The organism is Fictibacillus sp. 23RED33 (genome assembly GCF_015903925.1).
Taxonomy (GTDB): Bacteria; Bacillota; Bacilli; order Bacillales; family Fictibacillaceae; genus Fictibacillus; species Fictibacillus phosphorivorans.
In genome coordinates, this window is sequence record NZ_JACZDX010000018.1 from 1 (window position 1) to 13105 (window position 13105).

At 37.1% G+C, this 13105-nt stretch carries 16 protein-coding genes; 2 read left to right on the forward strand and 14 right to left on the reverse strand.

Going from position 1 to position 13105, the window contains the following annotated elements:
- Nucleotides 1-313: 313 nt before the first annotated feature.
- The 3 genes from IHV09_RS22080 to IHV09_RS22090 are packed head-to-tail and all read right to left on the reverse strand — an operon-like array spanning nucleotide 314 to nucleotide 1655.
- Complete coding sequence (locus IHV09_RS22080; RefSeq protein ID WP_197265494.1) at nucleotides 314-472, reverse strand: hypothetical protein; 159 nt, start codon at nucleotides 470-472, stop codon at nucleotides 314-316.
- Nucleotides 473-488: 16 nt separating this feature from the next.
- Nucleotides 489-1379, reverse strand: a complete 891-nt coding sequence (locus tag IHV09_RS22085; RefSeq protein WP_197265495.1) for a DUF4373 domain-containing protein — start codon at nucleotides 1377-1379, stop codon at nucleotides 489-491.
- Between the two features lie 21 nt (nucleotides 1380-1400).
- On the reverse strand, nucleotides 1401-1655 hold the full coding sequence (locus IHV09_RS22090) for a hypothetical protein (RefSeq protein ID WP_197265496.1): 255 nt from the start codon (nucleotides 1653-1655) through the stop codon (nucleotides 1401-1403).
- 478 nt (nucleotides 1656-2133) lie between these two features.
- On the opposite strand from IHV09_RS22090, the gene IHV09_RS22095 reads away from it, so the two are divergent.
- Nucleotides 2134-3153, forward strand: coding sequence for a site-specific integrase (locus IHV09_RS22095; RefSeq protein WP_197265497.1), 1020 nt, complete (start codon nucleotides 2134-2136; stop codon nucleotides 3151-3153).
- A 601-nt stretch (nucleotides 3154-3754) separates the two neighbouring features.
- Here the strand turns inward: IHV09_RS22095 and IHV09_RS22100 are convergent.
- A complete protein-coding gene (locus tag IHV09_RS22100) occupies nucleotides 3755-4276 on the reverse strand; it encodes a DUF3967 domain-containing protein (RefSeq protein ID WP_197265498.1) in 522 nt (173 codons plus the stop codon).
- A gap of 639 nt (nucleotides 4277-4915) precedes the next feature.
- On the opposite strand from IHV09_RS22100, the gene IHV09_RS22105 reads away from it, so the two are divergent.
- On the forward strand, nucleotides 4916-5323 hold the full coding sequence (locus IHV09_RS22105) for a plasmid-related protein (protein ID WP_197265499.1): 408 nt from the start codon (nucleotides 4916-4918) through the stop codon (nucleotides 5321-5323).
- Nucleotides 5324-5583: 260 nt separating this feature from the next.
- On the opposite strand, the gene IHV09_RS22110 is transcribed toward IHV09_RS22105, so the two are convergent.
- The 10 genes from IHV09_RS22110 to IHV09_RS22155 all read right to left on the reverse strand — a co-directional run.
- On the reverse strand, nucleotides 5584-5736 hold the full coding sequence (locus tag IHV09_RS22110; protein WP_197265500.1) for a hypothetical protein: 153 nt from the start codon (nucleotides 5734-5736) through the stop codon (nucleotides 5584-5586).
- 236 nt (nucleotides 5737-5972) lie between these two features.
- The gene (locus tag IHV09_RS22115; protein ID WP_197265501.1) at nucleotides 5973-6119 is read right to left on the reverse strand and encodes a hypothetical protein; all 147 of its coding nucleotides are present in this window, start codon (nucleotides 6117-6119) and stop codon (nucleotides 5973-5975) included.
- Nucleotides 6112-6429, reverse strand: coding sequence for a hypothetical protein (locus IHV09_RS22120; protein ID WP_197265502.1), 318 nt, complete (start codon nucleotides 6427-6429; stop codon nucleotides 6112-6114). Before IHV09_RS22120 ends, IHV09_RS22115 begins: the two co-directional genes overlap by 8 nt.
- Before the next feature lie 71 nt (nucleotides 6430-6500).
- A complete protein-coding gene (locus tag IHV09_RS22565) occupies nucleotides 6501-6704 on the reverse strand; it encodes a helix-turn-helix domain-containing protein (protein WP_197265503.1) in 204 nt (67 codons plus the stop codon).
- 127 nt (nucleotides 6705-6831) lie between these two features.
- Entirely contained in the window at nucleotides 6832-7260 is a 429-nt protein-coding gene (locus IHV09_RS22130) for a hypothetical protein (protein ID WP_197265504.1), read from the reverse strand.
- 1033 nt (nucleotides 7261-8293) lie between these two features.
- Nucleotides 8294-11032, reverse strand: coding sequence for a phage tail protein (locus tag IHV09_RS22135; protein ID WP_197265505.1), 2739 nt, complete (start codon nucleotides 11030-11032; stop codon nucleotides 8294-8296).
- Between the two features lie 151 nt (nucleotides 11033-11183).
- Nucleotides 11184-11576, reverse strand: a complete 393-nt coding sequence (locus IHV09_RS22140; protein WP_197265506.1) for a hypothetical protein — start codon at nucleotides 11574-11576, stop codon at nucleotides 11184-11186.
- 30 nt (nucleotides 11577-11606) lie between these two features.
- On the reverse strand, nucleotides 11607-12134 hold the full coding sequence (locus IHV09_RS22145) for a hypothetical protein (protein WP_197265507.1): 528 nt from the start codon (nucleotides 12132-12134) through the stop codon (nucleotides 11607-11609).
- A gap of 21 nt (nucleotides 12135-12155) precedes the next feature.
- On the reverse strand, nucleotides 12156-12530 hold the full coding sequence (locus IHV09_RS22150; protein ID WP_197265508.1) for a hypothetical protein: 375 nt from the start codon (nucleotides 12528-12530) through the stop codon (nucleotides 12156-12158).
- A 15-nt stretch (nucleotides 12531-12545) separates the two neighbouring features.
- A partial coding sequence (locus tag IHV09_RS22155; protein ID WP_197265509.1) for a hypothetical protein occupies nucleotides 12546-13105 on the reverse strand: 560 nt, incomplete at its 5' end.

Sequence of the window (13105 nt, forward strand, 5' to 3'; positions counted from 1 at the left end):
TTTTGTTAAAGGCTGCGATCTGGCTAAGTCTTTCTTCTCGTTTTTTCTTAACTGCTGCAACACTCATCTTTTAGTCTCCTTTGGGTTCGTTATTTTTACTTACTATAATCAATACTTATCGTAACTAAAAGTACCTACATCCCTTCTATGAATCTTTTTCAAAGGGGCCGGCTGACCCCTTGAAAAGACAGGAAAAATGTTTTAATTCTGTGATTAATTTGGTATAATAAAGATAGTTAATTAAATCTCGTATGCCTTTTGGAGCCTTAAGCTATGCCAGTAGCTATGGGCTTATTTTTTTGCATAATTTTCGTTATTGCAAAGCATGTTTGCATCCCTCGCATTCTATTTCTTTAAATAAAGCTTGTCCTTCTTCTTCAACGTAGTAGATCCCTGGTTGTCCGCAACGAGCTTCTAATCCATCTTCAGCAAGAATGTGTTTAATTCCATTTATCAAAGCGTATTTGATCAATTAGTTTCCCACCTTACTACCAAGCTCTTTTTTCACCAGAGGTTGCATATTGTTCCTGTTCTCTTTCAATATCTTCTTCAGAAAAAATAGGAGCTCCTTTTGGTGTAACAGGTTTGTAGTTATTTGGTTGATTGTTTAATACTTTCATCCACTCTTGGTTCTTTGAGTTATTTATGTAACCGGTTTGTTTGTTTTTTGTTAGAACTTTATCAATAACCCAATTGCGGATAGCTCTATTATCATCACTGTATTTTTTATTGTTAGCACCTTTGTAGTTATCTAGCTCATCAAGCATCATTTCAGTAAGGTCTTTCCCGTGTTCTTCAATTAATCTGTCATATTCCTCTTGAGTTAAATTTACATATTCACGGAAAGGTTTTGTTTCTCTCTTTTTAATATTCTTTTCTTTAGTTTCTTTTACTTTAGTTTCTTTTACTTTACTTTGTGTACTTCTTCCGTCTGGATTCCGACTGGATTCCACCTTAGGGGCATCATTAATTGAGTTAATGGCGGAATTAACTCCAAAAGTTCCGTCAATAAGTAAATATTCTTCTTTAATCTCTACATCTTTTCTCTTTCTAACAATCTCTTTATAACGTTTTTGAATGCCTTTTGAAGTTAGAATGCTGAAAGTTTCGTATAGGTCTTTATCAAATAAATCTCGATCAATGGCTTCATTTACAACCTTTGTAACAAGATCGAAGTCGGCTCTGATTTCATCCGCGAATAAAAGGGCTTCATCTTCAGTCCATCTATACCAGTAACTCGAGGCATATATTTTTTGTAACAACTTAATGATGATTGCAAATCCTTCAAGCTTGTACTTTATTTCAATAAACTTGAATTTGTCGTCTAAGTGTACATCCAGTGGGAAATAGTCAACACTTTGTTTGTTTGGTCGAGCCATCCTTTTCACCTCCCATTAAAACTATGAAATACTTCTCAATAGCTCTTTTTTTAGCCTATCGAGCATTTTAATTTTCCAAAGAACATATTCTCTATTAATCTCTTTAGAATCATAACCAAGCTCATTTAAGCGTTTTAGAATTGATTCGCTAATCCTGTTGTTCACACCACCGTTTAACTGAAGTATTCTGGCTCTTGATATTCCAAGAACTTCAGCAAATTCTGGCCAGCTGTAGCCTTTTTCTTCTTTAATTCTTGCAATGGGGTTTTTAATCATGTTTTTTCACCTCCTTCAAATAAAAAAGGAATGACGGCCATTAAAAGCTTGGCGGTCATTCCCCTACATAGAATAATTAACTAGTAAGTAATGTAAAAATAGCAAAACATATTGCAAAATATACGCTCTTAGCGTATATTAATAATTAATAACACGAGATCCTTGCAGGGATCTATGTAGAGGGTTGTTCCGGAGCCGCCAAACTCATGAGGAACAACTTTTTTTATTTTGTCGAACATTTCTTCTACTTCCATATTAACCCTCGTATATATACTAGTCAATCTTTTCTTTCAGGGTGAAAAATGCTCTAAAATCCCATAACCGTGCGCTTTAAGGGTACTTGTACGCTAGTGGCGTATTAAATTTTTTCTCTTAATTTTAATAGTTTTTTACTTTTTGTTGCTTATTTTTACTTACGATAATAGAATGTTATCAGAACATACGCCGGTAGCGTATTTTTAGGGATGGGGGAAACATTATGGGGAATGAAATAACGCCGTCTACCAATCTGCCAATTTCAAATGCTCTATACGATCTTGTGAAAGATGATCTACTTGATTACTTAGAAAGCAATCATGCAGATAATACAACAAGAGCTTATGAAAGCGACCTTAAGTTATTCAAAGACTGGTGCAAGGTTAACGTAGTGCAAATTATTGATGATGAAAACAACGTTATAACACCGGTGCACCCACATGTATTAATAGCATACGTGCATTATTTAGACAGAAAAAAGAAGTTTAAAATCTCTACAATTACAAGGAAGATTGCATCGATTTCACAGCTGCACAATGAGTTTGAATCACCAGTCAAAGATATTCAGTTCCAAATGGTTTGGAAAGGTCTAAGAAGAAGAGTTGCAAAGGATCGTGAGGAATCTCACAGAATTAAGCCTACTCAAAAGAAAGCACTATCTCTTCAAGAGTTGTTGGAATTCATAAGCCATACTGATTCTTCTTTAAAAGGGTTACGTGATAAGGCACTCATGCTGTTAGGATGGGCTACAGCGTGTAGAAGAAGTGAATTAGTATCTTTACATCTAGAAGACCTTGAATTTACTTCTAAAGGGCTTGTAGTGTCTCTGCAACACTCTAAAACGAATCAAATGGGAAACGGTGAGAAGAAAGCAGTTATGTATGGGAAGAATCCAGGTACTTGTCCTATTAGAAGTGTACAGAAATGGATTGCAGCTGCAAAGATTACACATGGTCCAATATTCCGGCCGATCGGTAAAGGAGAAAAAGTAAAAGATATAGCTTTATCAGCTCATAGTGTCGGACACATTGTAAAAGAATACGCTGAGATATGCGGTTACGATAAGAAGGACTACGGTGGCCATTCATTAAGACGTGGATTAATTACAACAGCAAGTGAGGCTGGTAAAGACATATCATCTATAAAGCGTCAGTCTGGCCACAAATCTGATGCTATGATCTATCGTTATACAGAAGTTACGGATCTCTTTAAAAACAACGCTACAGAGGATATAGGGCTTTAATTAACCTTATAACGTGTGGCATTTTATTTATTAATGCATAATTTACTTTTAATGTGCTACAATGTTGCGTATAGCAACACAAATGGCACTGCTTGCAACATAAGTGCCACAAATAATGACGTTTTAGGTTAGGTATTTAGTGTTTTGCATAAAATAAAAAGAACCAGAATGTTGGCGCATTCTGGCTCGGCAGCTATTTTAGATTAGTTGTTTCATTCATCTTCGCAGGTGATAATCAGAGAGAAGTAATCCTATGTTGGCAAAAGCATGGGGATTACTTCTTTTTTGTTGCAATTATTATGTCTAGAGTTAACTTTAGACTACTTATAAGTACGTTGGCTACAACGGCAATAAGCGTTAATGCTTGATATACGGTCATTTAATCACCCCTCTCGTTCTCTGTCCTGGAGTGATAAGTATAATTAAACTAACTGTTAATCTGTCCCAAAATAGCTGTTAAAAGGATTGTATCACCGGGTTGCAAATACTTCCATAGGAATACTAATTTTTTTATTTTTTAGCGTTCGATGTAATCGTGCCATGGTCTATTACATAATTTATTCATAAAAAAGAACCTCCTGCAGCAGCAAAAGGTTCTAGTCTACTTATTAAAAAGTTTCTGCCAAAATGACTTCTGGGCTTCTTGTTCTTGTTCTGCAGCAATAAGTCTTTTTGTTTCTTGTAATTCCCTTAGACCTTTCATGAACTCCTGATCTCGCACTTCTAACTTAGAGTTAATATATTCGTTTTGCTTAGTAATCACTTCTCCAAGTTTTCGGATCTGATCGTTTTGTTCCTCAATCATCCTTTTCAGCTCTGCTATATCTTTGTTATAACGTTGCGAATCTGGGTTTATATCGGTGGAAGGTAACGTTTCATCTGAACCTTTAGTCCATTGAACTACGTTCTCTACAGCTTGTTCTAGCGTCATGTCGCCGTTATTTTTGAGCGCTATGATTTTCCGTAACACTATAACGTCATTGTCAGTATACCAACGTTGCTGTCTATCATTCTTTTGAAAATTATAGTTATACTTCTCTAATAAAAGGCTGTATTTCCTTAATGTTGATTCCTTACACTGCAGTAGATCACTAATATCTTTAGGGTTATATATGACCGCCATAACGTTTCACCTCTTTTGAAAACTATACGACATAACGCTTGTAATTCCTACCGTAACAAGCAAAAAAGCCACCGTTGCGGATGGCTTTTTCTTTTCTTGGCCGTTATAGGCTTATAACGCTTTTTATGGCCGCAATCAAATTAGCGAAAGGGCGTGTTGTGGTAGTGAAAAAGCGTTTTCCAAAGGTAAAAACATTTCCTTAAGCTCAAACTGGTCCCTAAGACTAATGAACTTTGCGAGAGCTACTGAATGAATATAAACTCCATTCATCACACTCTTAGACTGGTCATCTCTATTATTGCCATAATTTATTAAATTTAACAATACCTACGAGTGTTCGAAGACCTCATGCAGCTGTGTACGTTAGGTGTATGAGGTCTTCGAACGTTTACGAGTCACAAACCCTTAACATTCATTGATATAACGCCATAAGGCTTAATAAACAGTTGTGATTTGCCTTTCATATGGTTACGGTATTGATTCACAAGGGAATTATAGTATTAGAAGGTTTATTTTTGAGTAAACTTCAAGCATCAAAAAAAGAAAGGTGCTATTTATTCCCATTTTATTAATGGCAAAGGGGTACATGAACCATTTTAATATAGTATACTTGGGACAATATTAGTTAAAGGATTGGTAATGAATTTGAGAACTTTTTCTGTAGATCCAAATTGTACCGTTACACAATGTGTCGGTGAGATACCAGAAGCGATTATAAAATATTATGCGTTGTCCTGTCCTTCAAGGGATGTCTTGATGTTCCCCGGGGTAATTAAACATATTAAGAAAAACCATGCTGCTACGTTTACTCTACACTATCATAAAATACCTGAAATCATCTGCAACCCTGATTATGTAGGAAGAAATCCAACTTCTCATAGCGTTGAGTTCTATAAGTTCATTGCTGTTGATCTACTAGTGGCCATCAATTTAGATCCATCCGGTTATTTTTATCTTAGTACCTTCTATGACTTGAATAACGCTCAAAAGAAGATACAAAAGCGATTGAATAGTGGTAGAATCGTCCCGTTTTCGTCGATTTCCTAACGTTTTGTTATGAAAAGTGTACGCTGGTTGTTTACAAAAGTGAACATTTTGGGTATCATGGACCTAGAAGACACATACTTATAATAAGGATTGTTGAGGTGGGAAAGGTTCCCCACGCGCTACCTACGGGTAGTTACCAGAGATGAAGGCACGCCGCCCTTCCATCAATCCTATGAGCGATTTAACCCCCAGTCCAACGTCTGGGGGTTTTTACTTTGTATAAACAACAAAAGGACGTACCGAAGTACATCCTAAGTTTATTATTTAACGACTATGATTCTTTTTCCATCCAATTCAGCTTCTTCAAAGGTAATCTGCTCAGTAATGAAAGTCGTGTTCAGCCCTTCCATGATAAACACTTCCTGTTCAGGATCGTACTGCTTCAGCTGTTTAATTAAATCTTTTACCTTCAAATTACAGCACCTCTCAATCGATAAAATGGTCAACATTTACTTTGTCGATAAAAGTTTCGCAACAAATCAGCTATTTTGTTGCACCTGTTGAGCCTTACAGAGAGTAAGGACGAAGAATATTACAACCCATCTTATATGACCCCATGTTATAGGCAATGCGGCCATAAGATATCTGCTGTTCATCTGGAATGAAAAGCCCTCGTCCATGTGGTATAATCTGAACGAGAGCTATGGAACTAACGTTTAATGCTGTGGTAGGTGTTTACGTTGCAATCCGTGTTCTCTTTTTTTATGTCTTCTTTTAACGTTTGTATGGATAATCCTAGCGAGACTACAATAAAGGCTCCTGTTACGATCGTTAAAGCATCCACTAAATTAACCATTAAGTATAACCTCGTCAGCTGTTTCCTCTTCCGTATCAGCTAAAAGCAATACATTTTTGCGGTTCGTATTAATCTTTGTAAGTGCTGCTCTAACATCCTCTTTATTTAGTGTGCTATTAGCTACTCCGCAAAGTAATTCAACGATTAGGTCCTTATTTTCCGGATTTTTTACTCCTAACGATTCAATTACGATATCAATAAGCGCGTCCAACCAATCTTCAGCACAGGTTAAAGCAATACCAGCCTCTTCTAATTCTGCTCTTTTAGATTCCATCGCCTTCATTAAGTCCAATACTTTGTCTAGTGACATGTAAATTACCCCTCTCATTTTTAGGGGGCGGAGATCCGCCCGATTAGTGTTATCGATCAAACGGAAAAATCTTATTTTTCTCCGCCTTCCTCGATCCATTCAACAAGCTTCCTTCTTGAGAAAAGCCACTGTTTACCTACTTTAGCAGCCGGTATTTTTCCATTTCTAGCCCACTCTTTAACGGTTAGGGGCTGTATCCCAAGTAGTGCAGCAACTTCTTCAGCATTTAAAATGTCTTTTGTGAAGTCATGCTTGTTTCTTTCTTCTTCACTCACTTCATCACCTCCCTAAACACATCTTAAACTATACCGAAACCTATGTCAAACTATATTTATAATATATTTAAACAATACCCAAACAGACTATAAAACTAAATAAAAAAAGCCCCTACAAAGGGCAAGGTTAAGACATGAACATTGCTACTTTTTCTATTTTCTTAAGCTTAGATCTTAGGGCTTTTTCTGAATCCGAAATCACTTTATGCTTTTCCAATTCATCAAAAAACGCTTTTAGGGTACTTTCGTTGTACTTATGATTGAATAAGTTCACTTTTAGGATACTAGGGAGCTTACTTAATACTTTGGTGAACAAAGCTTCATCTCTTTTAAGTCTTTCCATTCCTGACTGATAAAGCATTCTTTTCTGTTCTCTAACCCATACTTGTTCGAATACACAACTCTTTTGAACAACGATTCCGGAATCCGTATAAGCAATTCTGCTACATGTAATATCTTCATCCATGCTGTTAATCATTTCCTGCAGCTCATTTATTTTGTCCTGGATCCCTAAGTACCAGTTCAACTGATTGATGGTGTATTCCATCCATTCCATAAGAAGCTCACCTCTAATTGTAAATTTAAGATTCAATAATGTTCAGTTATCGTAAGTAAAAATAATCAAAAATAATTTGATACTGATAACGACTTTAAGTTCGTTATTAATCTCGTTACTGATCATATTATTGTTCATGTTACTAAGGTTAGTATTAATAATGGTTGCATCTCTGGTTGCAACCTTTAGCCGTAAGTTTCAAAGTATTAGCACGCTCATTAACTAACTCGATACTTAAAGGTGCAAAGAAATGCAAAGATTCGATAAAGTAATATACTTTATATAAGTAAGTGTTTTCCGTTAGGGTTTGTTAGGTTAAGGGTTGCAATAAATCACTAGTGCCCATCTATGCACCTACGTGCTGTCTTTTTAAATAATGCTGCGCATTGGATCGGTAATTATTAATGTTCATAATAACAAGCTTATTACTAATCTTAGTAACGATCATAATACTGATCTTATTATCAAATAAGGGTGCTCTAACCTTTCCCCTATAACCTTTCCTTTAAGGGGAAAAGAAGAATGAAGAAAAACGTAATGCTGACAAAGGCTTACAAGATTTATCTAATCCATATTTCACTCCTATTTAGGACCTCCCTAATTTAGTGTTTTACCGTTATGCAAAGAGGCAAAGTAGAAGATGAATATCCCTATGCAAATACGCCCCTGTTTTTTGAAAATAAGGTGTGCAATAAGCTATGCCTCAGACAATGCATTACTGCATAACTTAGCAAAGCTTAAATTGTAGATGTCACACTATCTGGAGCCTCTCTGATCGTTGAGCGCAAAACCCGGTAAACTATGTTTAGGCGCCCTATGATTTCTTACACCCACAAATCAATAATGATCATAGTATCGTTAAAACTCTTTCGCACCGAGCATTTACAAGCTCTCTTACATTTTTAGAAATATCTATTACAGCGTAAAAACCTAAGTGCAGAGCACTTTCAGAGGCTGCTTAGTAGCACTCTATATCCTGCACTTCGTTCCTTAGTAGTGTGAGGGATCGTGAAGACCCCTCCACTTTTCGGTTTTAACCGTTGGTAACGACTGCTCTTTTTAAACCACCAAAGAACTCTGTGACTTGCTTAAATTCAGTAATGTCTTTAGCAGGAATAGTAATGTTATCGATGTTGTAGATATCTCCGCCAGACATAAAACCTGCAGCAGTTTGATTTGGCGCCCCCATACTAGGTGTCGAAAAGCTCTTAGGTGCTATCATGTTCGGCAAACTCTTAAATGACAAGGCTGAAAAATCCATTTGCATGTTTTTCCCTAAGCCAGCTGTTGCTCTTGATATAGGGCCATTCATAATGTCTAATCCTTTTATTAATCCAAGACCTATATTCTTACCAATTTCATCTCGCATCCAACGTGACGGAGAGTGAATATCAAACAATCCTTTAAATGTATCCTTAACAGAATCAGCTATATCTCTAGCCTTTTTCATAAGACTTCCGGCCATAGAAGATACACCATCTATTAACCCACGCATAATGTCTTTTCCGATATCCACTAAGTCTACACCTTTGAACTTATCGATCATTGGATCAATAACACTTGATTTGATTTTTGACAGTAACTCAGAAGCAATCTGCAAGATACCTTCGATCAGAGCCTTTAATATCTTCACCCCGGCTTGAATGATTTTAGGTAAATTCTGAATTAGTGCTTCAGCGATCTTTATAATCAACTGTATAGCTGCCGTGATAAGCAACGGGAGCACCTGGACTATTCCATCTATCAAAGCCATGAGGATTTTAACACCGGCATTTATAATCTTAGGCAGATTGACAATAAGCGTATCCACTAGTTTCATGACTATTTTTATAATCGCATCTGTTAATTGAGGAATGATCGATACGATCCCATTGATAAGTGCTGTAAGGATCTTCATCCCGGCATTTAAAATAACCGGTAAATTTTTAATTAGTGCATCGGTGATCATAGTGATCAATTTGATCGTTGTAGTGATCAGTTGAGGAAGAATCTTAATTATCCCTTGAATTAACGAATTTAGTATTTTAATCCCTGCATCAATGAAAATAGGAAGATTGTTTTTCACTAAATTTATAAATGTATCAACGATTTGAATAACTACCGGCACCAAGGCAGGAAGGATAGAAATAATACCATCAAGGATTGCTTGTAAAATAGTTATTCCGGCTTGAAGAATAGTAGGCAATAACCCTGTAATTATAGGAACAATCGCAGTTATTACCGTTATAACAGCCGTTACAAGAGATGGAAGAGCCTCAGCCAGCCCTTGAGCTAACGTTGTAAGGATCTGCGCCCCTTGTTGAATAAATATCGGTAATTGTGTGGTTATAAAACCGATAAGCATCGTTACAAGACTGTTTATTGTCTCCGAAAGAGTGGCTGCATTCCCTGTGATTCCTTCAGCAATGGCTGGGACGAATCTAGCAGCTGTTATTATAAGCCCAGGAATACCTCCTATTAAGGCTGTAATTATCGTCGGTATCAAAGTGGTGAAGATGCTCCCTAACTTCGAAAAATCGCCTTCTATGGCTTCTAGGATAGCTTGTCCGAGATACTTGAATGCGTTAGTGATATTATCAATGGCTGGTTGTACAATGCCTGAAATTAAGGAACCGAATCCTTTTAACGTTTCCCATGCTCCTTGTATGGCCGTTCGGAACTGCTCGCTATTCTTCCATAACCACACAAACCCTGCAGCTAGAAGAGAAATAGCACCGGCAACAAGGAAGACGGTTCCCATCATAGCCCCTAGGCCGGTTATTAAAGGACCCACTAGCATCCAAACACTAGACATGGCTGCCTGCATCCCTGCGAATAATCCGATACCTATAGCCAAAGGAGATAAAATCAACGTTAAGGCTGGTATTAACATGAGGAATCCTTGGAGTACTTTTGCTAAAACGGGGTGGGCTTCATTGAATTTAACCATCATTTCGCCAATGACAGTGATAAATGAATAGACCTTCGTCATTACTGCTGCAAACACTTCCACCATTGGTTGGAAGGCTTCTCGCATCGTAGCTCCCATTTTTTCTAATGCTGATGAATAACCCGGTACACTGGATGCTGCTTTATGAAGAGACCCGTAAAATATTGCAGATCCGACAGCTGCCGTTAAGGCAACCATATGAAACCGCATTAACCCTGCATTAATCATCATGACCATATCGTTAAGCTCTTTCATGTTGGCTGTAGGACCTAACATTTTTAGAGCTAACACAGAGGCGTTACCTTGTCTGGCCATGTTTTCTAAACTAGATGTAACGGCCAATAATGGCTTATTTATGCTGTAAATGGCATTACCCATACGATCATAGTTAGCAGCGATCTTTTCAGACTGTCCAGATCGTGCCAACATAGAACCAACCGTTTGAAAATAACTCATCTTCAACATGTCGTTGCTCTTCATCATTTGATCATTTATAGCTTTCTGCGTTTTGCCTAACTTTTCAATCTCGCCTATAAACTCGCCAGTAGATCCGGTGTAGTCTTTAGCACCTTTGGCCATTTTATAATAGCCGTACTGCACTTTGATTTGATCCTGAACATGGTTTTGCATGCCAGTTTTCATATCTGTGAATGCACTTCTCATTTCTTGATTCATTCGAGCAGATTCTTCGCTCATACCTCTAAAAGAAGCAGAAGCTAAAGAGGCTGTACTTAACGTTTGTCTTCCAAACTCGTTTAAATGGCCACTTGTATTAAAAAATTGATTGGATAAAGAGGATGTTGTTTTTTTAGTAGTTAATAGACTTGAATCAAGGGTCTTCATTTGCTTTTGAATTTTAGCGAAACCTCGGGAAACGCCCTGATCATCTATCTCGGTGGAGATAACTACCCGTCCATCAGACATGGTTTATCACTCACTTTCAAATAAATTAAGCCAGGCATCTCCCTATCCCATGGACCCCTTCCCCAAAAGGTTACTTCCCTTTTCTATTCTTCAAATAGCTGTTAATTTTGGTTTCTTTTTTTCGATTTATTACTTCATTCATTATTTCAGTTACACATTCAAAGAGCTCGGCCATATTTAGTGTTGATTCACCGGCTGCTTTGTAAATCTCTTCAAATGTCCCTTCTCCGAATAGCTTTTCAACGGTATCTTTCATAAGGTTTTTAGCTTTTTGGAAATATAATTCTTGTTCTTCAGAAGTAAGATTTGATTCATCTACCGTTTTTAATTCATTTGCTTTTTTGGTGTGGATTTCAAAAGCTTTTTGATATTCAAGGATGCTTTGATCATCTAACTTTAATTGATATACCTTTCCTGCGATCTCAATCTCTTCTACTGTGCTAGTAAACTGGAACTGTCTCATACTCTCTCATTCTCCTTTTATTTGGGTTTTTTAGTTTAAACGGTTACTAATCTGTTGTAGATCGTTGCTGAACGTGGGTTTTAAATTCTTATGATTAGCTAGTCCATTAACAAGACTTCTGTCTTGATCTGTAAGGATGCCAGCGAACTGATGAACCACTGCAGTTAATTCCGATGATCGTTTATGGCCGTTTGATTGATATTCATTTAGTAGGCTGATAGCTTCTTCAATGTGCTTTTTAGCTTTGTCACGTAAGGACTCTTCTGCTGCTACTACTTGATTCCAATCTTCTTGAATAGCAGGCTCCAACTTTCTTAATAGCTCCTTACTATTAGCCTCAATTTCGTTTCTGTACTTCGCATTAAGACTGTCACGCATCTTAATAGCGACATCTAGCTCTTGCGTTAATTTGCCAACCGATTGAATGTCATAGTTTTCTTCAGCTGCAGCTAATTCTTTTCCTAATCTAGAGACTGTTTCAGTGATCTCATTCTTCTTTTCAGCCAACATTTGATACTTAGGTGATACCTCTTGATACAAAGCTTCTACTTTTTTCATACATTTGTTCCTCCTGTACTATTAATGATTTATTTCAATATCGAATTTCGTTTCTGGACCTTCTACCTCATACCGATAACGAATGTGAGATGTTGTGCCATTAGGGGCTATTACATACTCATAAGCTCTTGTTTCTTTAGAAAAGAGCATAGAATCTATCTTCTCGCCTCTGTATTTGCCTGTCATGGTATTTCCTTTCAATTCGTATACATTTAGTCCTTTTCGAAATAAAACCCCGTCAGCGCTCTCCTCGACCGTTACACGCACATTTCCATTTCCCTCGGAAATATCAATCCTTGCTGATATGTCTCTAGATCCACGCGGAATTTCAATAACATCGCTGGTGCTACTCTCAACAACTGTGTTTGTGAGTTTCATTAAAGCATCATAAGGCATCTATTATTCTTCCTTTCAGTTTTGATTTTGGTGATAAACTTCCATCAATGCAGCTTTTAAAGGATCTGATTCAGAGACAACATCCACTTGATACGCCTTTTCTTCCTTCTGTAGATCCTCGAGCTCTCTGTAGTAAGCATTCTGTAAAGGTGTGCGATTCTTAATTTCTAAAGACTGAGCTAATTGTGTAGCTTCGTTATGACCTAATCTCTTTAATGCGCTTACATAAGCCCCGGCGTTGGTAAGATTATGCTCTACTGCATACCTGGCATCTTCAAGCAGCTTGCCTCCATCAGAATTAAAATCTCCAACACCAATGTGTTTATATTGCGAGTAAAGATCTTCAGCCAGTTGCTGGTTCTTCATTTCAATCAAAAGCAATCTAGATTCTTCACCAGGCCTAAATTGTGCTTCATCGATCTGTTTAATAAAGTGATTTTTCGTTTCTGCCAACAACTGATTAATGCTTTGATCATACTGAGCTACCAGCTGAATCTTTTCTTGATTTAGAGCCTTAATCTGGCTTTCTTTGTACTCACTTGAAAATTGGTTGTTAGCTTTAATGTCCTCAATTT